The organism is Chryseobacterium phocaeense (genome assembly GCF_900169075.1).
GTDB lineage: Bacteria > Bacteroidota > Bacteroidia > Flavobacteriales > Weeksellaceae > Chryseobacterium > Chryseobacterium phocaeense.
The window spans coordinates 976,453-1,000,022 of record NZ_LT827015.1; the positions used below are offsets into that span (position 1 = coordinate 976,453).

The 23,570-nt window shown below is 39.3% G+C and carries 22 protein-coding genes; 13 read left to right on the forward strand and 9 right to left on the reverse strand.

Annotated elements, in window-relative coordinates:
* Positions 1-120: 120 nt before the first annotated feature.
* Positions 121-363: a membrane protein insertion efficiency factor YidD gene (yidD, locus tag B7E04_RS11080; protein WP_185117077.1), complete on the reverse strand. Its 243-nt coding sequence runs from the start codon at positions 361-363 to the stop codon at positions 121-123.
* Positions 364-465: 102 nt separating this feature from the next.
* On the opposite strand from yidD, the gene B7E04_RS11085 reads away from it, so the two are divergent.
* Positions 466-1,743, forward strand: a complete 1,278-nt coding sequence (locus tag B7E04_RS11085; protein WP_080778710.1) for a replication-associated recombination protein A — start codon at positions 466-468, stop codon at positions 1,741-1,743.
* A gap of 160 nt (positions 1,744-1,903) precedes the next feature.
* On the opposite strand, the gene B7E04_RS11090 is transcribed toward B7E04_RS11085, so the two are convergent.
* The 5 genes from B7E04_RS11090 to B7E04_RS11110 all read right to left on the reverse strand — a co-directional run bounded on the left by B7E04_RS11090 (position 1,904) and on the right by B7E04_RS11110 (position 7,436).
* Positions 1,904-2,335 carry a hypothetical protein gene (locus B7E04_RS11090; protein ID WP_080778711.1) on the reverse strand — a complete coding sequence of 144 codons (432 nt, stop codon included), beginning with the start codon at positions 2,333-2,335 and terminating at the stop codon, positions 1,904-1,906.
* Positions 2,336-2,603: 268 nt separating this feature from the next.
* On the reverse strand, positions 2,604-4,820 hold the full coding sequence (locus B7E04_RS11095) for a DUF2339 domain-containing protein (RefSeq protein ID WP_080778712.1): 2,217 nt from the start codon (positions 4,818-4,820) through the stop codon (positions 2,604-2,606).
* 109 nt (positions 4,821-4,929) lie between these two features.
* Positions 4,930-5,652: a hypothetical protein gene (locus B7E04_RS11100; RefSeq protein ID WP_080780659.1), complete on the reverse strand. Its 723-nt coding sequence runs from the start codon at positions 5,650-5,652 to the stop codon at positions 4,930-4,932.
* 379 nt (positions 5,653-6,031) lie between these two features.
* Positions 6,032-6,880 (reverse strand): prephenate dehydratase, encoded by an 849-nt coding sequence (pheA, locus tag B7E04_RS11105; RefSeq protein ID WP_080778713.1) that lies wholly within the window; start codon positions 6,878-6,880, stop codon positions 6,032-6,034.
* A gap of 145 nt (positions 6,881-7,025) precedes the next feature.
* Positions 7,026-7,436: an acyl-CoA thioesterase gene (locus tag B7E04_RS11110; protein WP_080778714.1), complete on the reverse strand. Its 411-nt coding sequence runs from the start codon at positions 7,434-7,436 to the stop codon at positions 7,026-7,028.
* A gap of 136 nt (positions 7,437-7,572) precedes the next feature.
* Between B7E04_RS11110 and dnaA the strand changes: the two genes are divergently transcribed.
* The 5 genes from dnaA (at position 7,573) to B7E04_RS11135 (ending at position 11,472) form a co-directional block, all read left to right on the forward strand.
* Positions 7,573-9,027 (forward strand): chromosomal replication initiator protein DnaA, encoded by a 1,455-nt coding sequence (gene dnaA, locus B7E04_RS11115; protein ID WP_080778715.1) that lies wholly within the window; start codon positions 7,573-7,575, stop codon positions 9,025-9,027.
* Between the two features lie 131 nt (positions 9,028-9,158).
* Positions 9,159-9,608 (forward strand): low molecular weight protein-tyrosine-phosphatase, encoded by a 450-nt coding sequence (locus tag B7E04_RS11120; RefSeq protein ID WP_080778716.1) that lies wholly within the window; start codon positions 9,159-9,161, stop codon positions 9,606-9,608.
* Positions 9,609-10,115, forward strand: coding sequence for a hypothetical protein (locus B7E04_RS11125; protein ID WP_080778717.1), 507 nt, complete (start codon positions 9,609-9,611; stop codon positions 10,113-10,115). It begins immediately after the preceding gene.
* 1 nt (position 10,116) lies between these two features.
* Positions 10,117-10,815: an SAM-dependent methyltransferase gene (locus B7E04_RS11130; protein ID WP_080778718.1), complete on the forward strand. Its 699-nt coding sequence runs from the start codon at positions 10,117-10,119 to the stop codon at positions 10,813-10,815.
* Between the two features lie 279 nt (positions 10,816-11,094).
* Positions 11,095-11,472 carry a hypothetical protein gene (locus tag B7E04_RS11135; protein WP_080778719.1) on the forward strand — a complete coding sequence of 126 codons (378 nt, stop codon included), beginning with the start codon at positions 11,095-11,097 and terminating at the stop codon, positions 11,470-11,472.
* A gap of 73 nt (positions 11,473-11,545) precedes the next feature.
* On the opposite strand, the gene B7E04_RS11140 is transcribed toward B7E04_RS11135, so the two are convergent.
* Positions 11,546-12,415, reverse strand: coding sequence for a DUF4349 domain-containing protein (locus tag B7E04_RS11140; protein WP_080778720.1), 870 nt, complete (start codon positions 12,413-12,415; stop codon positions 11,546-11,548).
* 150 nt (positions 12,416-12,565) lie between these two features.
* Between B7E04_RS11140 and B7E04_RS11145 the strand changes: the two genes are divergently transcribed.
* From B7E04_RS11145 to B7E04_RS11175, 7 genes are all read left to right on the forward strand, one after another.
* Positions 12,566-13,633, forward strand: a complete 1,068-nt coding sequence (locus B7E04_RS11145) for a DUF2891 domain-containing protein (RefSeq protein ID WP_080778721.1) — start codon at positions 12,566-12,568, stop codon at positions 13,631-13,633.
* A 36-nt stretch (positions 13,634-13,669) separates the two neighbouring features.
* Positions 13,670-14,515: a helix-turn-helix domain-containing protein gene (locus B7E04_RS11150; protein WP_080778722.1), complete on the forward strand. Its 846-nt coding sequence runs from the start codon at positions 13,670-13,672 to the stop codon at positions 14,513-14,515.
* Positions 14,516-14,604: 89 nt separating this feature from the next.
* Complete coding sequence (locus tag B7E04_RS11155; protein ID WP_080778723.1) at positions 14,605-15,915, forward strand: TolC family protein; 1,311 nt, start codon at positions 14,605-14,607, stop codon at positions 15,913-15,915.
* 22 nt (positions 15,916-15,937) lie between these two features.
* Positions 15,938-17,053: an HlyD family secretion protein gene (locus tag B7E04_RS11160; protein ID WP_080778724.1), complete on the forward strand. Its 1,116-nt coding sequence runs from the start codon at positions 15,938-15,940 to the stop codon at positions 17,051-17,053.
* 227 nt (positions 17,054-17,280) lie between these two features.
* Entirely contained in the window at positions 17,281-18,873 is a 1,593-nt protein-coding gene (locus tag B7E04_RS11165; protein ID WP_080778725.1) for an MFS transporter, read from the forward strand.
* Between the two features lie 124 nt (positions 18,874-18,997).
* Positions 18,998-19,816 carry a siderophore-interacting protein gene (locus B7E04_RS11170; RefSeq protein ID WP_080778726.1) on the forward strand — a complete coding sequence of 273 codons (819 nt, stop codon included), beginning with the start codon at positions 18,998-19,000 and terminating at the stop codon, positions 19,814-19,816.
* Between the two features lie 200 nt (positions 19,817-20,016).
* Positions 20,017-20,721 (forward strand): class I SAM-dependent methyltransferase, encoded by a 705-nt coding sequence (locus tag B7E04_RS11175; RefSeq protein ID WP_080778727.1) that lies wholly within the window; start codon positions 20,017-20,019, stop codon positions 20,719-20,721.
* Here the strand turns inward: B7E04_RS11175 and B7E04_RS11180 are convergent.
* Together B7E04_RS11180 and metG are read right to left on the reverse strand one after the other, a co-directional pair.
* The gene (locus B7E04_RS11180; RefSeq protein WP_080778728.1) at positions 20,694-21,356 is read right to left on the reverse strand and encodes a hypothetical protein; all 663 of its coding nucleotides are present in this window, start codon (positions 21,354-21,356) and stop codon (positions 20,694-20,696) included. The genes B7E04_RS11175 and B7E04_RS11180 overlap by 28 nt on opposite strands.
* Before the next feature lie 59 nt (positions 21,357-21,415).
* Entirely contained in the window at positions 21,416-23,452 is a 2,037-nt protein-coding gene (metG, locus tag B7E04_RS11185; RefSeq protein ID WP_080778729.1) for a methionine--tRNA ligase, read from the reverse strand.
* Positions 23,453-23,570: the final 118 nt, after the last annotated feature.

Sequence of the window (23,570 nt, forward strand, 5' to 3'; positions counted from 1 at the left end):
CTGATAAACCTCCGGGATAGTCCTGAGCAAAGGTGAATTGCATGATGAATGCAAATACGATGAGATAAATTCTGAAAAATAGGTTACTCATTGCTATGGATTTAATAGTTTGTTATTCATTTATTTTTTAGGAGGAACAGGGTCGTAGCCGCTGCCTCCCCAGGGATGGCATTTTGAAATTCTCCTTACACCCAGCCAAAGTCCCCTGAAAATACCATGAACCTGAAGTGCCTCCACCATATAATGGGAGCAGGTAGGTTGGTAACGGCAGTTTTTGGGAAGCAGAGGCGAAATAAACCATTGGTAAAATTTTATTAAAATTACCAAAGGAAAACTAATGATTTTATTGAATGTAAGTTTCAAAACAATGCAAAAATAGGGTAAAAAAATTAAAATTAGTTTAATTTTGTTAGAAGTTTCAGAGACAAAACCTGGATCTGTTTATCCATAAAAAATTAAATTATCTTGAGCCAGAATATTCCCCTAGCCGAAAAATTAAGACCCAAAACCCTTGATGAAGTTCTCGGGCAGGAACATCTCACCGGTGAAAAAGGTACGATCAGAAAGATGATCGAAAATAATACATTGAATTCACTGATTCTCTGGGGACCTCCCGGGACCGGGAAAACCACTCTGGCTGAAATTATTTCAGAAAAATCCGGACGAAAGTTTTATAAGCTTTCCGCAGTGTCATCAGGGGTTAAAGATGTACGCGATGTGATTGAAGATGCTAAAAAGCAGAATTTGTTCTCCGGGAAATCTCCTATTTTATTCATTGATGAGATTCACCGTTTCAATAAATCCCAGCAGGATTCCCTTTTGCATGCTGTGGAGAAAGGATGGATAGTTCTGATTGGGGCTACTACGGAAAACCCCAGCTTTGAAGTGGTATCGGCACTTTTATCGCGAAGCCAGGTGTATATCCTAAAAGCATTAAGCTATGAAAAGCTTGAAGAACTCATTGAAACTGCTTCACAGCGGTATAATAAAGATGAGGGAACCGGTTTTGAAATTGTAGAAAATGGAGCTTTCATACAGTATTCGGGAGGTGATGCCAGAAAACTGATTAATTCCGTTGAGCTTGTTCTTAACCAATACAAAAATTCAGATAAAAAGGAAATCAGGAACGCAGATGTTCTGGAAGTTTTGCAGGAAACCATGGCGCTGTACGATAAAAACGGGGAGCAGCATTATGATATTATTTCCGCTTTTATAAAATCCATGCGCGGCGGTGATCCTAACGGTGCAGTTTACTGGCTGGCAAGGATGATTGCAGGCGGGGAGGATATCAAGTTCATTGCAAGAAGAATGCTGATCCTGGCAGCGGAAGACATCGGATTGGCGAATCCTAATGCGTTGGTGATCGCCAACAACTGTTTTCAGGCGGTGAATGTCATCGGAAATCCGGAATCGAGGATTATTTTGAGTGAGACGGCAGTGTATCTTGCGGTTTCCCCTAAAAGCAATTCAACCTATATGGCTATCAACGAAGCGCTGGCTCTGGTAAAACAGACCGGTAATCTGCCCGTACCTTTGCATCTGAGAAATGCCCCTACCAAGCTGATGAAAGATCTGGATTATGGAAAAGATTATAAATATGCCCATTCCTATGAAGGTAATTTTGTAGATCAGGATTTTCTGCCTGAAGAAATAAAAAATGTGAAGCTCTATCAGCCCGGAAATAATGCCACAGAGAAAAAAATCTATGAAGAGCTTAAGAAAAAATGGAGCAACAGATATTAAATGTTGGAAGGCGGAAGAGGGAGGTTTGAAGTTAATCTTAGTCAGTAATTTTGGCTGTTACCCATTTTCCCGGATGCTATCAAAATAAAATCAACTTATTCAGATTAAATAACAAAAGGATACCTTCTTGGTATCCTTTTTATCTTGTATACAAATGATTTTAAAGAACCTTTAGAAATACTGTTTTCTTTCCGTTGTAGTCTTTAACTTCTACGTTGCCCATTATATCACCATAGATTTTCATATTGGTGTCCGGGAATTCATAGCCTTCAATGATAACAGGAGTATTTTCCGAAACACCGTTTTGTTTGTTCACTTCAGCAAGCGAGATTCTGTCCAGGGCTTCATAACCATTTTTGATTTTGAATTCCGTAAGACCTTTTTCGGCAAGGAAGCTGTATTTTTTTAAGCCCTGAGGCAGTCCTGCAGCACTTTTATAGACATTTGAACTCTGAACGATGGCTTTTTTTGCATTGAACATACCAACAGTTCCGACAATATCATTAGCTACAGCAAACTTTACAGAAGGGTTCTTCTGCGCAAATAATGTTGCAGAGGATAATAATAAAAAAGAATAGAGTAATTTTTTCATAACCAGAATATGTAACTGTTAAAAACTGGATAAATATAATTAATTTTTATAAAATGTGAATGAATTTTCATGATATTTTAAAGATTGTTTAGAAATAACACGTTTTTTTGCAAAATCGAAGGGCTGCACAGCGCATCACCGGAATTAAATCTGTGTTAATAACCTCTCAAAAATACAGACCGGCCCTTCTTTCAACTTCCATAACTTAAAACCTTAAACCTTAAACCTTAAACCTTAAACTTTGAACCTTGAACCCTGAACTCAAACCCTATTCCTCCTTTTCCTCATCCTTCTTCTCCACCATATTCCTGATAATATTCTTCAGCCGCTGGAAGGTAAAGGAACTTAATAATAGGATGACGCCCAAAATAATAAATGCCGTGATCCTTGAAACATTGTCCATCTGCCACACATCATAGCTGTATAGTTTAAGCACCATAATCCCAATCAATGTAAATCCGATTCTGCTGTATTCAGGAGTGCTTTTTTTCAGACTGACGTAGATGAATATACTCGCCAAAACAGTCCATATAATAGGCAGATAAAGAATGGTGAAATGTTCTCTTGCTTTTGAAATATACTCCGGATTAGTGACGGAACCTGCAAGATACGTATTGTAAAGACCACAACTCACCGCAATGGTAATGGTCGCTGATAAAGCCCAGTACGAGATTTTAGTCTGATAAAAATCACGGATGGAAGATACATTCCAAAGTACATATACAAAAGGAATCCAGTGCAAAAGATGTAACATATAAAAACTGAATGTAATATCCTTATACAATACCGAAGTCACAAGTTCTGATGCCACAAATGAAGCATTAAAAGCGATCAGGATCAGGAAGAGATAAATAAGTCCCGTTTGAATGGTTGGGTTGATATCCAGTTTTTTCCTGAGCAACAGCAATCCGAAAACATAATAAATACTGAAAAGCATCCCAATACTCAGAATAGAAGGCCATGGCTGATCTGAAATATGGTACGTGATTTCCAGCAGAAGGGCGAGGTAAATAATTCCATAGCTTACTGCCGCAAAAACAGTTTCAAAGAAATTATCTTCCGTTTTTCCGGCTTTATGCATGTTTTTCAGCAAAAATAGATTGACAGCCGTTGTGGAAATGGTAATCAGACTGGTTAAAAATACAGGATTCACTATAACTACCATATTGTCCTTATTAAAATAGGAAGACCACGTGACGATCTGAGCCATAATCACCATTGGAAATAAAACATAAAAACATGTTCTGAAAATATCATGTCCGCTTTTTTTCCAGATATAGAGCAAAAGTGATGCTTCCACCGCCCACACGCTTGTGATGAGGTGCGTTTTAAACTGAAGAGCAACTGCAACCGTGACAAGACTGACAGAAAGGGCTGCAAAGACAGAATAGCTGAACCCAAAGTCTTTTTTCTGATATTCCTTTAAAAAAAGAATCCCATTAACTACCGCGAAAATAAGCGGGAAAATAATAACCGGTTCGTACCCTGCCGTGTTGAATATATAAATCAACCCAATAATAGCTGAAAAGTTGATGAGAACAAGCATCAGCGTATTCCATGGTGAAAGTGTTTTGTTTTTGAGATAATCCTGCAGGGCAAAAGCATAGAAAATAATGTAATTAATAATATAAAATACAATGGTAAGCCATTCAGGTTTTTCTGAGGTCCAGGAGAACAGATAGATGCTCGTGAAAACATACGCTGTCCATCCCACACTTTTCCAGTTTTTAAGGAATGCAGCAGCAAGCATACCAATATTCAGAAGGGTAAGATACGTGAACAGGAAAAGGTAATTGCTCTGTCCCGTGCTGATCATCAGCGGAGCAGAAAACCCACCCAGAAGAGCAAAAATAATAAGGACTTCACTTTTATAATAATAGGCGAGGGCAATCGAAATTAACGTGATCAGAGTAGTGATAAAAAAAGCGGTGTTCTGCGTAAAAAGATGATATTCCCGGAAAGCAATCGTTGTGGTAAAATACAGAACGGCAATTCCTCCTCCCGTGATAATAGATGCAAAGACTGCATAATTTTTTCTTAGAAAATGCCCGGCAGTTATAATTACGGCTCCTACGGCAAGGCCTATTCCCGCTCTTAAGGTTTCACCGATCCAGTTTTTGTCAATAGCATATTTTACAAAATAGCCTATTCCGAGAACGAGTGTGAATATCCCGATGATGGTCAGGATGTTTTGTTTTAAAAAATCAAAAGCAGGTTCCAGCCAGTCTTTTTGTGGTGGTGAAGGAAGTTCTGGTTCATGGATTTCTTCATTGGCCGGAATACTTTGAACCTGTTGAGGGAGCTCAGCTTCTTGTACAGGGGCTTTTTCGTCCTGTAAGATTGCTGACGTTCTTTGCTGCGGCTGATTAAATTTAAGTTTTAGATCATCAATCTCTTTCTCAAGCCTTTTAATCTTAATATTAAGCGTATTGAAGGCAAAAAAAATAATGGCAATGACGAATATAATTAAGAGAACTTCACTCATTCTGTACTTTTTATCAAATATAAAGCAAATGTTTTTAACCGTATAAAAATTAATCCACCACATATTCTGTGATGGATTAACCGTGCAGAGTGATTAAATTATCTTTTTTCTAGTTAGATACTTTATAGATGAAGAATGATCCGATACTTGTTCCCAGTAATCCTCCCTCCAGTAGAGAAGACCCGGTAAGCCCAAAAGAAACTTTGTCTCCTGCCTGAAATGAATACAGGGAATTAATGGTGCTCTCTGAAATAGTTAAGCTTAATACAAGTGGAACAGTAAGGCCACTGAATACACGGCTGTCAATAAGAGTACCGACACCGCCTCTGGTTCTGAAAATTCCAATACCCGGAGTATTGGTAAGTATGGCAGCCTGTAATCCTGCACCATAACGGAAAGAAAATCCTACGTGATACACACCGGTGGACGGAATGGTGTATGTATAATCCGTTTCAGAGAATAATGAAGCGGATCCCACTGTTCTTTCGGCGGTCAAAAAGTTCACCACCCTGAATCCGGTAGGGAAAATCCCAAGACTCAGGAGCGTGATTCCGCTGGTTTTCTTGGCGGCATATACGGAACTGTTTGTATTGGCGGCAGTAGCAGCAGCATCAATAATGACCTGCGGTTCTACTTTGGCAACCTGAAATGTTCCCTGGTTTACGGCCATAATGGTGTAACCGGGCAATGCTGTAGCAAGGGGAGTGTCACGGATTTTCATGGTTCCGTTTACGTCCAGAGCTGCGGTAGGGTTCGGGGTATTAATCCCAATCTGTGAAAATGCGGAAACACTGCATAGAGCTAATGCTAAGCTGTAGATTTTAGTTTTCATAAGGTAAGTTTTTTTATTAGTTTTCAATTAAATCAAGCAAAAATCATGCCTTGTTTGTGATTAATTTAATGTATAGTTATTTTTAATGTGAATAATTTAAACATTTGTTTATTATTTTCTTTACTTTATTTCATAATATGGTTATATATCTTTATTTTTTATTTTATTCATCGGTGTAAAAGTATATAATTTATTTTATTATATCACTACTTAATGAAATAATTAACATTTATAATAGCCGTAAAATGAAAATCTTATGTCGGAAAAAGTAGAGTAATTTTGTCAGTATTTAGTAATGACGGGAACTGGACATGGAATGCACAATAAAAAAAACACTGCCGGTTAACGGCAGTGTCAGTTTAATACAAATGGATATTTCTTAACTTTCGAGTAGAAATTCTTTATAATTTCCCAGAAAATCAACTTCCGCGTTGATAGACTGAAGTTCCAGAAGCGCATTGCCATGCAATACATCTTCCCATTTTCCAACAACATTAATGAAAAAGAAATAATTTCCAAGTCCGGTTTTCAGGGTTCTTGATTCTATTTTGCTGAGGTTCATTTTTCTCCACGCAAAAACAGAAAGCACCTGGTGAAGCCCTCCCGGATGATCCTCAGGAAGATTGATCAGCATACCGGATTTCTCACCCAGCATCTGAAGCTTCGCATTGTGATACGTATCCTTCTGTTTGGAAATGACAATAAACCGAGTGTGATTCTGCTCAAAATCCTGGATGTTCCGGTGAACAATCTTCAACCCGTACAGATTGGCTGCAAACTGATTGGCAACGGCTGCTATTTTCAGCTCCCTATTCTCGGAAACATACTTCGCCGCAGCGGCAGTTGATGAAAAATCCTGTCTGTTTATTTCTTTATAGTGGGTGTCCAGGAAATGAAAGCTTTGCGCCAGGGCCTGCGGATGGGAATATATTTTTTCAATGTCCTCTATATTGTTCTCCGGGTGAATCATCAGATGATGGGCAATAGGCATCACACCTTCCGCTTCAATTTTGATAGACGGTGTTTTGTACAAATAATCCAGCGTCATAGAAACAGTGCCTTCAATAGAGTTTTCCAGCGGTACTACTGCTTTTTCAGCCTCTCCTTTATCTACGGCATTAAAACAGTCCAGGATATTGGCCTGAGGAACAAGTTCATCATCAGGAAAAAGCTGTGTGGCCGCAAGCTGTGTGAAACTTGCATGCGGACCCAAAAAAGCGATTTTCATAGGTAATTATATAAGTCTAGAGATTGTTTAACATTATTTTGAAGTGCAAAGATGCAAATTAGTTTAAAAACAGCCATACTTTAAATGAATATCCTGATAACTATGAATTGCCACCTACCACCTGCTACCTGTTACCTAATACCTGTTACTTATCCCAGTTTTCCTCAATAAGCTTCATCAGAAAGTCAGGGCACTTAATCACTTTATTGGTTTTCGCGTCTAAAAAGAACAGGGTAGTAGAAGCTTCTGTAATTTTAACCTGATCTTCATTATAAATTTCATATTCAAATTCAATCCGCACTCCGGGAATTTTTTTTACATACGTGTGGATTTCTAATTTCTGGTCATATAAAGCCGGTCGCAGATACTTAATTTTATAGTCAGAAACGGGTAGCCAAATTCCTTGGTTTTCAATTTCATCATAAGACATTCCTATGTTTCTGAAGAGTTCCACCCTGCCAATTTCAAAGTACTCTGCATAGTTCCCATAGTATACATATTTCATAGGGTCTGTTTCTCCGTAACGTACTCGTATTGAGTGTATTGTGTGTATCATTTTTAGTCCGTATTTATACATACAAATATATTTTTAAATAATCAATACCTGCAATATTTTTTTTTGAAAAGAAAAAATTGGACCTTTGTCTTCCTTCTAAAAAAAGTACTAACAAAGATTTAATCGGGGCATAAATATGGATGAAAATTTAATGATGATATGGCAGAAGTGCCTTCAGTTCATGCGTGATAATCTGAACGCAGCTGAAGACAATTCTGATCTAAAGAAGCTTGAAAAATCCTTCGACATGCTATTCGATAAGGTACAGCCACTTTCGTTGGTTGCGAATAACCTTACGCTTATAGTGCCGAGCGATTTTTACAAGGAATATATTGAGGATAATTACCTATCCCTGCTTTCTGCTGCCCTGAAGAAAAATCTTGGAAAAGGAGTGAAATTGTGGTACTCTGTGATGGAAAACAGGCCTGCCGGACAGGAAAAGCCTGTAACGATGAATATGAAGGGAAAAAGCGTTCCTACACCAAAAATGCAGGAAACAATGCCGCAAGGATTCTCCGCCAATATTGTAAATCCTTTTGTGGTTCCGGGAATCAGAAAAGTAAATATAGATTCTAACCTGAAATCTGATTATTCTTTTGATAATTATATAGAAGGGGAAAGCAATAAATTTGCCGCTACAGTGGCCAGATCCATTGCTAAAAGACCGGGGGCAACCGCATTCAACCCATTATTTCTTCACGGAGGATATGGAGTAGGAAAAACCCACCTTGGACAGGCAGTAGGTCTTGAAGTAAAAAACCAGTTTCCGGACAAAGTAGTTCTTTATCTATCCTCAGAGAAATTTATCCAGCAGTTTATTTCTGCTGCGAAAGCACATAAGCAAACTGAGTTTGCGAACTTCTACCAGATGGTGGATGTACTGATCATTGATGATATCCAGTTCCTGTCCGGTAAATCCGCTACACAGGACAGTTTCTTCCATATCTTTGATCATCTTCATCAGAACGGAAAGCAGATTATCCTTACTTCAGATAAGGCCCCTGCAGATATTATGGATATTCAGGAAAGGATTGTTTCCCGTTTCAAATGGGGACTTTCTGCTGAGATCAAATCTCCGGATCTTTCTACGAGAAGACAGATCATTGTAGATAAATTGAGCAGAGACGGAATTGTTCTTCCGGGAGATATGCTTGATTTCCTGGCTGCTGAAGCCAAAACCAATGTACGAGAACTTATTGGGGTGATCAATTCTGTAATTGCTTATTCTACTGTGTACAGAACAGATCTTAGCCTTGAGCTGCTGAAAGATACCATCAATAAAATTGCTGCAAACCAGAAGAAAGTCATCAACATCCCTTACATTCAGGAAGTGGTGTGCGATTATTTCGGAATCAAAAAAGAGCAGCTTCTTTCCAAAACAAGAAAAAGAGAAATTGCCCTTCCAAGACAGCTGGCAATGTATTTCTCAAAGGAATTAACGAATGCTACCTTTACCAAGATCGGTGAAGAAATGGGTGGAAAAGACCATTCAACCGTAATGTACGCATGCGATACCATTAAGGATGTATCAAAAATTGATAAAGAAGTTAAAAAGTACGTTAAAGATCTTGCGGAAAGAATTAAGAAATAGAAAATAATTTTATCTGAATAAATTGAAATGGAGAATAGTTTTATTCTTCATTTTTTATTTAGTTTTGCTGCTGTTGAAAGGCGTTTAGTCTTTTAATCTTTAAATCATTCAATTTTTCAATAAAAAACAACATGAAAATATTAATGGTCTGCCTCGGGAATATTTGCAGAAGCCCTTTGGCAGAAGGAATAATGAAGACCAAAGTCCCGGATAATTTTTTAGTGGACTCTGCCGGAACAATCTCTATGCATGAGGGTGAACATCCCGATAAAAGGGCTGTACAAACCGCTGCCAATCATGGAATCAATATTTCAAATCAAAGATCGAGACCTATTACCAAACAGGATTTTGATACTTTTGACAAGATCTACTGCATGGACATCGATGTGATGGCAGATGTGGTTTCTAAAGCACGAAATGAAGAACAACGCCGGAAAATTTCGTTGTTTCTGGAAGTTTTGGGAGATCATGAAAACGCTGAAGTTCCCGATCCTTACTGGGGTGATATGAAAAATTTTGAAGAGGTTTTCCAGCTTTTGGACAGAGGTTGTGATGCTATTAAAAACCAAATATTAGCTTAAATGAAAGCATTGGTATTTCTGTTGCTTTTGGGCTTTCAGTTTTCATCTGGCCAGAGCCAGGACGAAATTATCCTGCGTAAACTTGCCTATAAATATACATCTTTGCTGAATTCCACCGGAAAAGAAGCTGAGCTGTATGACATGTTTTACGGCCCGGTTCAGGTAAGTGGAGTTTTTACCGAGCGAAGTCTTGCTAAACGCAGGGAACGCATACCAGATGTTTCTCAGGTTTATACTGAAGATTATAAGACTTTTATCACTGGATTTAAGAAGTATGAGTCTGAAAATAAAACAGATAATGTTAAAGTAATTACAGATGGTGAGATTGCTTCGGTAGTTTCTGATTACAGCTGTTCCTATAAAGGGGTGATGGAACATTGGGGCAAAGAAATTCTTACCTTTGTAAAAATAAACAACGAATGGAAAATTTCGGCGGTACTGTTCTCGCTGGAACAGGCCCATCTTTTCAAACAACCTTCTTTACAAGAAAGAACTAAAAAACAATAAAATGCTTTTTTTACTCCCTTCCTACTTATCAGAAAACACGCCTTTAAGCCACTTTTCACCGGTTCTGAAAGATTACATTATGCAGACCGATTATTTCTTCGTGGAAAATGAAAAGACAGCAAGAAAAGTGGTTAAATTCTTTGCTCCTGAAAAAAAACAGGCAGATCTTAAACTGTTTTTATTGGACAAATACACAGAAAATGCTGATATTAAGGAAGCTCAGAATCTGATGCTTAAAGGTCAGGATTTCGGGCTGCTTTCCGAAGCCGGACTGCCATGTATCGCCGACCCGGGAAATCTTATGGTGAAATGGTGCCATGAGAAAAACATCAGGGTGATCCCAATTTCAGGGCCATCATCTATTATATTAGCGTTAATCTCTAGCGGATTCAATGGGCAGGAGTTTACATTCCATGGGTATCTCCCGATTGATAAAGGAGAAAAGAAAAAGCAGATCCAGCGTCTGGAAAGTCTGGTGCAGCAAACCGGATATTCGCAGATTTTTATGGAAACCCCCTACAGAAACAACGCGCTCTTTGATGATCTAACGAAATTTTTGTCGCCCAATACAAAATTGTGTATCGCTGCCAACATCAATGATCCGGACCATGAATTTATCCAGACTAAAACCATCAATGACTGGAAAAAGACAAAACCGGAACTGCATAAGATTCCTGCGGTGTTTGTACTGGGGATGTAAAGTAGGCGAAGAAAGCTGAGAAGGCAAAGAAAGCTAAAAGGTGAAATGGCGAAAAGGCAAAATGGTTAAATTCGCAATAAGCACATAAGCACATAAGCACATAAGCACATAAGCAAATAAACAAATAAACAAATAAGCCCTCTTTGCCTTCTCAGCTTTCTTCGCCTTTTCGCCGTTTTGCATTTTAACCCTTTCGCCACAAAAAACTTTTAACAGCCCTTAACATCCCCTTTGCATCATTCTTGTTCTGTACAGTATATAACACAAAAAAATAAAATTATGTCAGACAAGAAATTAGCAGGAATTTGGATTGATACGGAAAAGGCAATTGTTGTTAAAAACCACGATGCCCAGAATGCATTCAAATTTTTTCTTTGCAGCCCTGTGAAAGCAGAAATACAGCATGGAAATTCAAGCGAAAATGCCGCCAATAATGCAGAACGCACCAACCGGGCCAAATTCTTTAAAGAAGTCGAACATCTTCTCACCAATTCCCAGGAAGTATACATTACAGGTCCTGGAACTATTCAGGAGGAGCTTAAGAAATATCTGCATGATACAGCTCAGTTTAAAAACCTTAATATAACCCTGGATACGGCGCAGAAAATGTCGGATGAACAGGTGCTGGAAAAGGTTAAAGAACATTTCAATGCTTAAGTAACAGATAATGCAGTAAAAATCCGGATATCAAAAGTGATATCCGGATTTTTATTTTGTAGAAAATATTGTTTTATTTTGTTTTTCGGGTTCTCCATTTTCTCCACAGATAAATGATCACAGGAATAATAAGCAGAAATGGCCAGAATGAAATGATGCCCAGCAGAAAGCTTACAAAGCTGTTCCAGCCTTCCGTCACAGAGTCTGCAAACCGACTCCCAAAACCAATCTTTGAGGTAGCTGAGCTTCTTACTTTTTCTTTGTACAAACTCAGGTTGAGTGTACTATAATTGACGCGGTCATCAATAAACCGAAGTCTTCCTTCCGCTACGTCAATTTCATCTTCAAGCTCACGGATTGTTTCCTGGATTTCAATCATATCTTTTGTGGTAGAAGCACTTCTGAGCATATCCCGGTATTTCTCCAGATAGATCTTTTTATTAGCCAGTTTGATGGAAACATTGGTATATTCTTCGGTAACATCATCAGATGAAATATTTTTTGACAGAACAGAGCCTACTCCCTCAGAAAAGGAGTTGATCAATGTATCAAAGTTTTTATGCGGCACACGGATTACAAGATCCAGATTCTCATCCACGTCAGTATTTTGAAACTGTTCCGTTTGAATGTAGGCACTATTCTTTTTCAGAATATCAGCCACCTGGTTCTGGGCTTTTTTAATATCTCCCACCTGGATTTTCATATTCCCATTTTTAATAATCTTTTTGGAAATGGTATCCATCTTTTTAGGGGTTATGGGAGATTGGTTTTTATCAGGAAGCAGCTTTTCACTTATCGCTTTGGGAGGAGCTACCTGATAGGCTTCCTTAGGTTCATCCAATTTCTCCACGTGCACAGCTGTAGAATTTGATGCTTCCAGTTCGGATTTTTTGCACCCGGTCATGATGATGAGCATCAATAAAGGTAGAAATAATTTAATCATAAATATTTTTTCTTGAATCTTATCAAAAATTATGCTTAAATGTTGATTGGGTTTCAAATTCGTATATTTTTGTTTGAATCGTTGTAATTTGATTATTCTTTAATCTGAGCAGATGTAAAAAGAATCTAAATTATTTTCTATTTTTATAGGATGAAAAAAAGTCTTTTAGCATTCGCATTTTCCCCATTTCTGATCTTTGCCCAGGAAGCTCCGAAACTCACTGACGAAATGGCGGTTAAATTATCAGAAAAACCGCTTCACTGTATCAATCAGGAGTATCCTAATAAAACCGCACATATCATCAATAATGCCGGAGAAGTTCCTTTGACTCCAAAAGATCTGCATCCCAGTTTTTATGGCTGCTTCGACTGGCATAGTTCAGTACACGGGCATTGGATGCTGGTAAGACTGCTAAAGACCAAGCCGAATCTTCCCAATGCAAAAGACATTGAAAATATTCTGGATCAGTCTTTAAAAAAAGAAAACCTCCAGGCTGAAGCTGATTATTTCACCAAATATCAGTTGACCACCACTTTCGAAAGAACCTATGGCTGGGCATGGCTGCTGAAGCTTGATGAAGAATTGACGAACTGGAACCATCCCAAGGCCAAAATATGGCACCAGAATTTAAAACCTCTGACCGATCAGATCCTGAAGTCCTGGAAAACCTATCTTCCGAAACAAACCTATCCAAACAGGACCGGGGTTCATCCGAATACTGCTTTCGGGCTGGCTTTTGCCATCGACTGGGCTGTTGCGAATAAGGACAAAGAATTTGAAACTCAGCTGAAAGAAAAAGCAAAATATTTTTACGGAAAAGACCAGAAAACACCGGCTTATCTGGAACCGGATGGTTCGGATTTCTTTTCGCCAAGCCTTGAAATTGCCGATCTGATGAGAAGAGTGCTTCCGCAAAAAGAATTTGTACTGTGGCTGAATAATTTCTACGAGAAAAGAAGCCTTGAAAACATTGAAAAAATCCCGGTGGTGAGTGATCTGAGCGATTATCAGACCGTTCACCTTGTGGGGCTGTCTTTCTCAAAAGCCTGGTGTATGAAAGGAATTGCAAAATCCCTTCCTGACGGACATCCGCTGAAAAAAGATTTTAAGAAAACGGCAGATGTATTTTTAACCAATGGCCTTCCTCTTCTGTTTCAGGGGAATTACGGCGGAGACCATTGGCTGGCGAGTTTTGCGGTTTATTCTCTGGAAGATTAACGTGGTCAGGCAGGATTTATTGGTTACATTTGTGTTATGTCAGCCTTAGAAAAATTCGGTGTTGAAATTTTTACCCAGCACAATATTTTCGAGAGAATTTCAGCGGATAAACCTTTCCGCCCGGAAAATCCTGCGTTTATTTTCATCAAATCGGGAAAGATAAAGCTCCGTCAGCATTTCAGCGACCTGGAGCTTTCTGCCAATATGTTTATGGTGACCGATCCTCAGACGGTATATGAAATGGTATCGGTAAGCGGGGATTTCCAGTCGAGGATGGTCTCTTATAAGCGGGAATTTATCTCAGCTTTATCTCTTAAATTCAATCGGTTGATTACCTACCGCTATTTCCGGCAACAGATGAATAAGGGTGTTCCTTTCCATGAAAATGAAATGGAGGTCGTTTGGAAAAGCGTCAATTTCTTGAAATTTATCCTGGATTCTGAAGCAGATATGTTGTATAAAAAAGAAATGGTAGAGCATCTTTTCTCTGTGTTCTGCTATCAGATGGCCGGAATTATTTCTAAAGAGGATAATAATTCTTTGAACCAGATGTCCAGACAGGAGGAAATTGTCTTTGTATTTCTTACTGATCTTTCCAGATATCATCTTACGGAACGGACTGTAGAATTTTACGCAGGCCGGCAATCCATTACAACCAGACATCTTTCGGCTGTGGTAAAATCCGTTACAGGGAAGTCTGCAAGCCAGATCATTGCTTTAATTGTCATGAATGAAGCGAAAGTGCTTTTAAACTCTTCAAATAAACCGGTTTCAGAGATTTCTTCCATTCTGGGTTTTAGCGATCAATACTCATTTTCCCATTTTTTTAAAAAGCATTTTGAAGTAAGTCCTACCCAGTACAGAAGTCAGTTCGAAAAATAGAATCTTACATTTGAACATCTTTTTCCAATCTTCAAACATTTGTTTGACTTTGTAAGCGCTGTAACTTTGCCTTCGTAAAACAAGGTAAAATGACAAAGAATATAAAAACAGCACTGTCACTCGTGGCAGCTCTATTCCCTGTGCTGTTTTTTTCGCAACAGATTAAACAAATGACTGCAGGTGAAGCGGCTGATTTGGCTGTAAAAAATCATCAGCAGCTCAAAGTATCGGCTCAGAATATTGATATTGCCAAGCAAAACACTAATGTAGCAAAACTTCAAAAGCTCCCTAATATTACAGCTTCTACAAGCCAGTTCTATTTAGGGGATGTGGTAGCCATCGACAAAGATTTTTCGAATTCAACTACTATTCCAATGCCGCATTACGGAAGTTCATATGCGGTACAGGCAACCCAGCTGATCTTTAAAGGAGGTCTGGTGAATAAATCCATTGAAATGGCAGCGCTCCGCGAACAGCTTTCTGAGCTGGATCTGGAAAAGAACAAGCTTGATGTAAAATTTCTTGTGATTTCCAATTATCTGGATGTCTATAAAATTGTGAACCAGGAATTGGTGTTTCAAAATAATAAAAAGCTGGCCCAGGAACGTCTTAAGAATATTCAGAAGTTTTATCAGCAGGGTATGGTAACGCGTAACGAAGTGATCCGCGGGGAACTGGCCATTAAAAATCTGGATCAGGGCATTCTGACTTTAGTCAACAACAAAAAGATCCTTAATTATAATCTGAACATTGCATTGGGGCTTCCTGCCGAAACAGAAATTGTTCCTGTAGAAAATCTGGAGAATAAAGAATCCGGTATCGGGATGGAGTATTATATGAGCCTTGCCCACGACAGCAACCCTCAATTAAAATCGGCAAGGAAAAACATAGATGTGGCGGATAAAAATATTGAAATTATCAAGACGGATCAGCTGCCAACACTTTCAGGATTTGGAGGCTATACGTTACAGCGCCCGATTACAACAAGGAATCCTGTTCTGGATATGTATTCCGGAGGCTGGCAGGCAGGTGTTTCCTTGAGCTATAATATCGATAATTTATACAAAACAAAAGAAAAAGTAAAACTGGGTGAGCTTCAGAAAACGCAGGCAGGTGATGCCGTAACGCTGGTTCAGCAAAATGTAGATATGGCCGTAAATGCGGCCTATGTGAAGTACCAGGAATCTATCCAGCAGGCAGATATTCTGAACGATGCAAAAAGACTGGCAGAAGAAAACTATAAAATTACTGAAGCCAAATACTTAAACCAACTGGCAGTACAGGCTGAAATGATCGATGCTCAAAACCAGAAGCTTCAGTCGGAGCTGGATTTTGCCAATGCGGAAATCACTGTGCTGTATCAATACTATAATCTGCTGAAAGCTGCAGGAACGCTTTAATTTAAAACTGAAAATCAAGACAATGGAAAACAAGGAGACAACTCAAAATACCCAGGCCGCTCCGGTACAGTCAGGAGCAGCTGCTAAAAAGAAACAGAATAAAAAGAACAAAATCAGAGCGATAATCTCTAATATAGTAGTATTTCTGGTTATTGGATTCGGACTTTACTGGCTGGTCCGTGAATATTTCCACATCGGGGATAAAACCTACACGGAAGCAGCCCAGGTTGAGGAGTTTATCAACCCGATCAATACAAGGGTTTCCGCCTATATCAAAGACATTAAATTCATCGAACACCAGAAGGTTAAAAAAGGAGATACCCTTGTTATTCTGGATAAAAATGAATTATTAACCCAATTGGGACAGGCGGAAGCTGCGTATCAGAATGCGCTGGCGCAGAGATCGGCAACAAGTTCATCCGTCAATACCGTTTCCAACAATGTAAGTGTAATGGAATCCAATATTGCAGGTGCAAAAGCTAGATTATGGAATGCCGAACAGAATTTAAACCGCTATAAAAACCTTTTGGCCGCAGAAGCCGTTACCAGACAGCAGTATGATCAGATCAAAACTGAATATGATGCGCAGAAAGCAGCCTATGAAACGCTGGTCAATCAGAAGCAGTCTGCTAATTTATCCACGACTGAGGTCAGAAGTAAGTTAGGAATCAATGATGCCGAGATCAAAAGGACAAAATCCGCATTGGATATGGCGAAAATCAATCTTTCCTACACGGTGATTACAGCGCCTTATGACGGTATCATGGGCCGCAGAACAATCTCTGAAGGACAGCTGATCCAACCCGGACAGCAGGTAGCTACCATCGTTCTTAACGGACAGAAATGGGTAACCGCCAATTTCCTGGAAAGCCAGATGCCGAATATCAGAATCGGGGAGAAAATGATGATGACCGCAGATGCCCTGGGAGGTAAACAATTTGAAGGGACGGTGACTGCTATTTCTGCAGCTACAGGCTCACGATACTCAAATGTTCCTACCGATAACTCCACAGGAAATTTTATCAAAGTACAGCAAAGGATTCCCGTACGGATAGAATTCAGTACCGCCAATAAAAAAGAGGACCTGGACAAACTGAGTGCAGGAATGAATATGAATGTGAATATTAATTTAAATTGAAAGATTTAAGAATTTAAACATTGAAAGATTTTAAGAAGGAAGATGGAAGATGGAAGATGGGAGTTAATGCAGGTGAAAAATAGCTTCCGGCCCCTCTCTGTAATTTCTAATTTTTCAAAAGGAATTTATTTGGAATGCAGAAGTATAATGACAAAGATAACTTCCATCTCCCATCCCCACGCTTCCATCCTCTAATTTCTAACCTCTAATATCTAACTTCTAAACCCATGTACAACAAAGGACTATACAATAACTGGGTGCCTAAACCCATACAGCTGCTGCTCATCGCACTGTTACTGGCAGTGGTGATGCCTCTTGGTGGCGTATACACCGGAAACATCAGCTATCTGGTGAGCGGGACCGGGGCAATGACAGAATACTTTATGTGGGCAAATTATGCCACCACCATAGGAATGGGCGCCTGTATGCCGGTTGTCCTCAGAATGAAGATGAGATTCAAGGTGAGGGATAAAATGACAATCCTTCTGGTATTACTGGGGCTTCTGAGCTACATCAACGGAACAACAATGCAGCCGATGATATTTGTAGGTACAGCACTGTTGATCGGCTTTTTGAAGATGATGGTCACTATAGAATTGTTTCTTCCGCTTATGACGATGATCGGGAACAGGGGGATGTTTTACGGACTGTTTTACACTTTTGTTCTGGTAATGAACCAGGTGGCGGCCTATTATGCAGTGGTGGTATCCATCCATTATAACTGGCAACAGTTTTATCTGATAGCGGCTGTATTGTGTTTTATATTGGCTTTAATTCACTGGATTTTTATGCATGATAAATATTTTGCTTTAAAAGTTCCGCTGCATTATATTGACTGGATGAGTATTATCCTTTTTATTTCCACGTTTATGTTTTCTGCGTATGTTTTTTCTTTCGGAAAACAGCAGGATTGGTGGAATTCAAAAAATATTATGAATGCGAGTATAGCAGCTTTTGTAAGCTTTGCTTTGCTTGTTGTTCGGCAGTTCACGTTAAAAAGGCCATATTTATCATTTAAGATATTTACAAAGAATAATGTACAGCACGGTTTGTTTATGTTGTTGTGGCTGGGCATGTTCCTGGGAACAACTTCCATTCAGAACACTTTTGCAGTAGGGGTTCTGGGTTATGATCAGCAGACCAATGCCGGTTTGAATATGCTGATGATTCCCGGAATTATTCTGGCAGGAGCAGTGGCTGTATTTTGGTTTAAAAGAGAGATTCCTTTAAAAATGTTCATCTTTTCAGGCTTTTCGGCCATGATGGGTTATGCGTTGATCATGTATTTTTCAATGGTTCTGGAATTCAATTATGAGAACTGGTACCTGCCTATGTTTTTAAAGGGATACGGAATGTGCTCACTGTTTATTTCCGTGTGGTTCTATACATTGGATAAGTTGGAACTGGATGATATGCTTGCAGCTATCGGACTGGTGCTGGTCTGGAGAACTTTCCTGGCGGTAGGCTTTTTCTCGGCGCTGTATTCCTGGTTTCAGTACCGTTTTCAGGTAACCGCAATTGGGGATCTCGCTGTTTATATTGATGGAATGACGGTAAGCCCGCAAAATTTAGCAGCCAATATGAAAATAATTCAGCTGAATGCCATTATCGTCTCGGGGAAAAAGATCTTTGGATATATCATTCTGACCGGTTTTGGAGTGCTTCTGTATGTTTTGACCCACCATTTCGGAAGAGAAAGATTCCAGTATTTAAGATTTATCAGAGTTTTAGGTGGTAAATCAGTCATTGCAAGAAGAAGACTCCGCGAACGGAAAAAATTAACAGAAGAAATAAAAGACGCAGCCGGGCCTGCCGTTTAAAGATACCTTGTTTTTCACCGTAAAGCTCTGCTGCACTTTTGTAGCGGAGCTTTACATTTTTAAGTCTAATTGTTTTTATTTAGACAAAATAAAATTAAATTTGTAAGGATTTAAAATAAATTACATGACAAGAATACCAACTGCCCGTGTTGTTGCAGAGCTTATCAGAAAAGAATATATCACAGAACATTTTATAAGAGTTTATCTGTATTCTCCTGATGCGCATCTGTTTAAAAATACTTCCATCGGGGATAATAATAAAATTGCTGTCCCGCCGGCCGGCTTAGATGAAATCCACTTTCCAACCCTGGATGAAAACCGCCAGTGGGTGTATCCTCCGAAAGAAGTGGCTCCTGCCGTAAGAACCTATACCCATCGCGGGATTGACGTTGAAAAAAACATTCTGATCATTGATTTTGTAGATCATGGGGATGGAGGTCCGGCTTCAAAATGGGCAAGAGAATCTGAAGCAGGTTCAAAGCTGGGCATTATGATGCGTACGGAAGCCAAAGAAATGTATCCTGATGCGGATTGGTACCTGTTTGCAGGAGATGCCACGGCAATTCCGGTGCTGGGCGCCATGCTGGAAACACTGCCGGAAACCGCAAAAGGGGTTTGCATCATTGAAGTCCACGGGAAAGAAGATGAACAGATTCTGGAGACTAAAGCGGATATCGAATTTATATGGCTTTATAACGCAACTCCGCACATGAGCAGCGAAATGGCAGATACCGTAAAAAGTATCAATATCCCGGAAACCTCCAAATTCGGATATATTGCTGCCGAGTTCTCCAGCGTCAAAGAAATACGGACCTATCTGCGAAAAGAAAGAAACTGGACTGCACAAGAGTTGAACGCCTATTCTTACTGGAAAGCAGGGGTGGCGGAGAATGAATCAGAGAAGGACAGACATAAGGAGAAGGATTCGATGGGGCAGGCTTAGGTAGCAGGTGGTAGGTTTTAGGTAGAAGGAAGAAGGTCGTAGTTTTAATGGGTGTCTGGGTTTGGGAGATTGATGTCAATGGTGAATTTGCTTTGCCGGTGAATGGTGAATTATACCCGTAATTTTTTCTATCATTTATCACTTATCATTAATCACTCAAAATTAAGAAAACCCCTATCTTTGCACTTTTAAAGGCAGCAATGAAAGATTTAATGGGTAAAGCAGTCCTGGATTATTTTCACAATGAGAATCCTGAAGATCTGCAGACAGAAACTTCAATTTCGGAACTGGATGAACTTCCGGTAGCATATCTTTTCAGGGATTTTGAGGATATGAATATTCTTGAACAGAAAGCGTTGAAGACAGCTCAGGGAAAGGTGCTGGACATTGGTGCGTGCGCCGGTTCTCACTCCCTGTATCTTCAGAATGAAAGAGACCTGGATGTTCTGGCATTGGATATTTCCCCGGGATCTGTTGAAGTCTGCAAGCTGAGAGGCATTAGAAAAGCGATATGTGAAAATATGCTGGATTTTTCCGGAGAAACCTTTGATACGATCCTGCTTCTGATGAATGGGACCGGGATTTTTGAAAGCCTGGAAAAAATTGATACCTACCTTCAAAAACTACATACTTTATTGAATGAAAACGGGCAGATCCTGATTGACAGTACGGATATCCTGTATATGTTCGACCGTGATGAAGACGGAGGGGTTTATATTCCGGCTGGCGGCTACTATGGTGAGCTGGATTATGTAGTTCATTACAAAGGAGAATCTGAAGATCCAATCAAATGGCTGTATCTTGATTTTATAACATTGAAAAACGCCGCTGAAAATAACGGCTTTAAAGTGGAAAAACTACTTCAGGATGAGGATTCTTATCTGACAAGCCTCACCAGAAAATAACTTGAAAATACCTCCTGAAATGTAAATATAATAACGATCATTACAACAGAAATGAGGATAGGGAAAATATAGGAAGCTGCTCTGTAGGGCAGCTTTTTTGGCGTAAATAATACTGAAATTACAAGCAGAATCACCATTCCGGCTCCTGCTGCAAAATATTCAGGACCTCTTGTTATCCGGGAGCTACTATAAGAGTTGCCGGCATCCATGAACTGAACTAAAAAATGCTGAAAAGGCAGATAAGCAAATCCAAGAATAAAAGTTAAAACAGCAGCAAGGTATTTTTTTAATTTAATAAAATTGAATCCAAGCAGCAGAGACCCGGGAATGGTTCCCAAAATAAAACTAATTACTAAAATTACATTTCTTGAAAATAATTTTATGGCCTTTGGGTCTTCTGTAATATGATCTTTCCAGGTTTCAACTTCTTCCTGAATTTTGGCTTCTTCACCGGCTTTTTTATCTCGAATGAATTGCTGTATCCGGATCTTTTCCTGTTCGCTGAAAGCCCGTCCATTTTCCTGCAATATCTCAAAAGCCATTTCAACAGCTTCCGGAGTAAAGCGGTTTCCTTCTTTTAAATAATTTTCAAGTTCCGTATGGGAAAGCTTTTTTAACACGCTCTTTTTAACCATAGCTGGTAAAAAATAAAATGGGCATACAGAATACCCATTTTTATAATTGTTTTGTGAAATTATCCTATTTCAATACCGTTCTCCACATTACTGTCATCCGGTGTTACGAAAGATAGTTTTCCGTCCGGTTTTGTTGTTAATAAGAACATTCCCTGAGACTCAATACCTCTGATCTTTCTTGGCGCAAGATTTAATAAAATCATCACCTGTTTTCCAACCAGTTCTTCCGGGGTAAAGCTTTCTGCCACACCTGAAACCACTGTTCTGATATCAACACCTGTATCTACTTTAAATTTGAGTAGTTTATCAGCTTTTTCAACTTTTTCAGCTTCTAAAATGGTAGCTGTTCTAAGATCTATTTTTGCAAAATCATCAAAAGAAATCTCTTCTTTCATAGGGTTGGCGTTAGGGTTTGTTTTTTTATTGTTTTGTTTGGTCTGTTCCAGTTTTTCAATCTGGGCTTCGATCACGCTGTCTTCAATTTTAGAGAAAAGAAGAGAGGCTTCATTGATCTTGTGCCCTGTTTCTATCAAAACAGATTGAGTTTCAATGTCACTCCAGTTTACTTGCCCGGCATTGAACATTGTTAAAAGCTTTTCAGAGCTGAAAGGCATAAACGGCTCACACAACTGAGCCAAAGCAACAGCCAGCTGAGCTCCTACAAATAAAGATTGTGCGGCTTTCTCAGGACTATCTTTAATGGTTTTCCAAGGCTCCTCATTTTGCAGGTATTGATTTCCGAAACGGGCAAGATTCATTAAAGCAGTAAGTGCATTTCTGAATTCGTAATTTTCAAGGAATCCTGCAATTTCTTTTGCCGCTTTGTTGATTTCCTTAAGTTCAGGACTGTTTACATCCCCTTGTGGAACAACACCATTATAATATTTGTGAATCAGCACGGCAACTCTGTTGATAAAGTTTCCGAAAATTCCTACCAGCTCAGAATTATTCTTGGTCTGGAAATCTTTCCATGTAAAATTGTTATCCTTTGTTTCCGGAGCGGATGACAGCAATGCATATCTTAAAACATCCTGCTGTCCCGGGAATTCTTGTACATACTCATGCGCCCATACTGCCCAGTTTCTGGAGGTTGAGATCTTATCGTTCTCAAGGTTCAGGAATTCAAAGGCAGGCACATTTTTCGGCATAATGTAATCGCCGTGAGCCTTCATCATCGCCGGGAAAATAATACAGTGGAATACAATATTATCTTTTCCGATAAAGTGAACCAGGTCACTGTTTTCGTTCTGCCAGTAATCTTTCCAGTCTTTTCCGTTTTTCTCGGCCCATTCTTTCGTAAAAGAGATATATCCGATTGGTGCATCAAACCATACGTAAAGTACCTTTCCTTCTGCATTTGGAAGAGGTACCGGAACTCCCCAGTTCAGGTCTCTGGTCATAGCACGCGGTTTTAAACCGTCATTCAGCCATGATTTAACCTGTCCGTAAACATTCGGTTTCCAGTCATCTTTATGGCCTTCAATGATCCATTCATTTAAGAAGTCTTCGTATTCATTTAAAGGAAGATACCAGTTTTTGGTGTCTTTCAGGATCGGAACATTTCCGCTTAGCATAGACTTCGGATTGATCAGTTCTGAAGGGGATAGGGTAGAACCGCATTTTTCACACTGGTCTCCATAGGCATTCTCATTCCCACAGTTCGGGCAGGTTCCTACGATATAACGGTCTGCCAGAAATTCTCCAGCCTGCTCATCAAAATACTGCTCGGAAACCTCTTCCGTGAATTTCCCTTTTTCATAAAGAACTTTAAAGAAATCCTGACTGGTTTCGTAATGCTTTTCAGAAGTTGTTCTGGAATATTCATCAAAAGAAATTCCCAGATCTGAAAAAGATTTTTTGATGATCTCGTGGTATTTATCTACAATATCCTGAGGTGTTACCCCTTCTTTTTTTGCTCTGATGGTAATAGGAATTCCGTGCTCATCTGAACCACAGATAAACGCTACATCTTTTCCTAATCTTCTTTGAAATCTTGCGTAGACATCCGCAGGAATATATACACCTGCCAAATGTCCTATATGAACCGGTCCGTTTGCATAAGGCAAAGCTGCCGTAATCATCTTTCTGTTTGACATTTTATAGTAAAGTTTAAACGCAAAGATAAGGATTATCTCCCTAAAACCGAGTATGATTGGATGAGATATGATAAGTTTTATGCGATACGGGAAGCTCGTTATATTACATTTAGTTAAA

Coding starts and splice junctions, on each gene's coding strand:
- B7E04_RS11140 (WP_080778720.1), bottom strand. CDS start 12,415: ATGATTAAATTATTTCTACCTTTATTGATGCTCATCATCATGACCGGG.
- dnaA (WP_080778715.1), top strand. CDS start 7,573: ATGGATGAAAATTTAATGATGATATGGCAGAAGTGCCTTCAGTTCATG.
- B7E04_RS11145 (WP_080778721.1), top strand. CDS start 12,566: ATGAAAAAAAGTCTTTTAGCATTCGCATTTTCCCCATTTCTGATCTTT.
- B7E04_RS11120 (WP_080778716.1), top strand. CDS start 9,159: ATGAAAATATTAATGGTCTGCCTCGGGAATATTTGCAGAAGCCCTTTG.
- B7E04_RS11175 (WP_080778727.1), top strand. CDS start 20,017: ATGAAAGATTTAATGGGTAAAGCAGTCCTGGATTATTTTCACAATGAG.
- B7E04_RS11180 (WP_080778728.1), bottom strand. CDS start 21,356: ATGGTTAAAAAGAGCGTGTTAAAAAAGCTTTCCCATACGGAACTTGAA.
- B7E04_RS11135 (WP_080778719.1), top strand. CDS start 11,095: ATGTCAGACAAGAAATTAGCAGGAATTTGGATTGATACGGAAAAGGCA.
- pheA (WP_080778713.1), bottom strand. CDS start 6,880: ATGAAAATCGCTTTTTTGGGTCCGCATGCAAGTTTCACACAGCTTGCG.
- B7E04_RS11100 (WP_080780659.1), bottom strand. CDS start 5,652: ATGAAAACTAAAATCTACAGCTTAGCATTAGCTCTATGCAGTGTTTCC.
- B7E04_RS11165 (WP_080778725.1), top strand. CDS start 17,281: ATGTACAACAAAGGACTATACAATAACTGGGTGCCTAAACCCATACAG.
- B7E04_RS11125 (WP_080778717.1), top strand. CDS start 9,609: ATGAAAGCATTGGTATTTCTGTTGCTTTTGGGCTTTCAGTTTTCATCT.
- B7E04_RS11150 (WP_080778722.1), top strand. CDS start 13,670: ATGTCAGCCTTAGAAAAATTCGGTGTTGAAATTTTTACCCAGCACAAT.
- B7E04_RS11095 (WP_080778712.1), bottom strand. CDS start 4,820: ATGAGTGAAGTTCTCTTAATTATATTCGTCATTGCCATTATTTTTTTT.
- B7E04_RS11155 (WP_080778723.1), top strand. CDS start 14,605: ATGACAAAGAATATAAAAACAGCACTGTCACTCGTGGCAGCTCTATTC.
- B7E04_RS11160 (WP_080778724.1), top strand. CDS start 15,938: ATGGAAAACAAGGAGACAACTCAAAATACCCAGGCCGCTCCGGTACAG.
- B7E04_RS11110 (WP_080778714.1), bottom strand. CDS start 7,436: ATGATACACACAATACACTCAATACGAGTACGTTACGGAGAAACAGAC.
- metG (WP_080778729.1), bottom strand. CDS start 23,452: ATGTCAAACAGAAAGATGATTACGGCAGCTTTGCCTTATGCAAACGGA.
- B7E04_RS11170 (WP_080778726.1), top strand. CDS start 18,998: ATGACAAGAATACCAACTGCCCGTGTTGTTGCAGAGCTTATCAGAAAA.
- B7E04_RS11130 (WP_080778718.1), top strand. CDS start 10,117: ATGCTTTTTTTACTCCCTTCCTACTTATCAGAAAACACGCCTTTAAGC.
- B7E04_RS11090 (WP_080778711.1), bottom strand. CDS start 2,335: ATGAAAAAATTACTCTATTCTTTTTTATTATTATCCTCTGCAACATTA.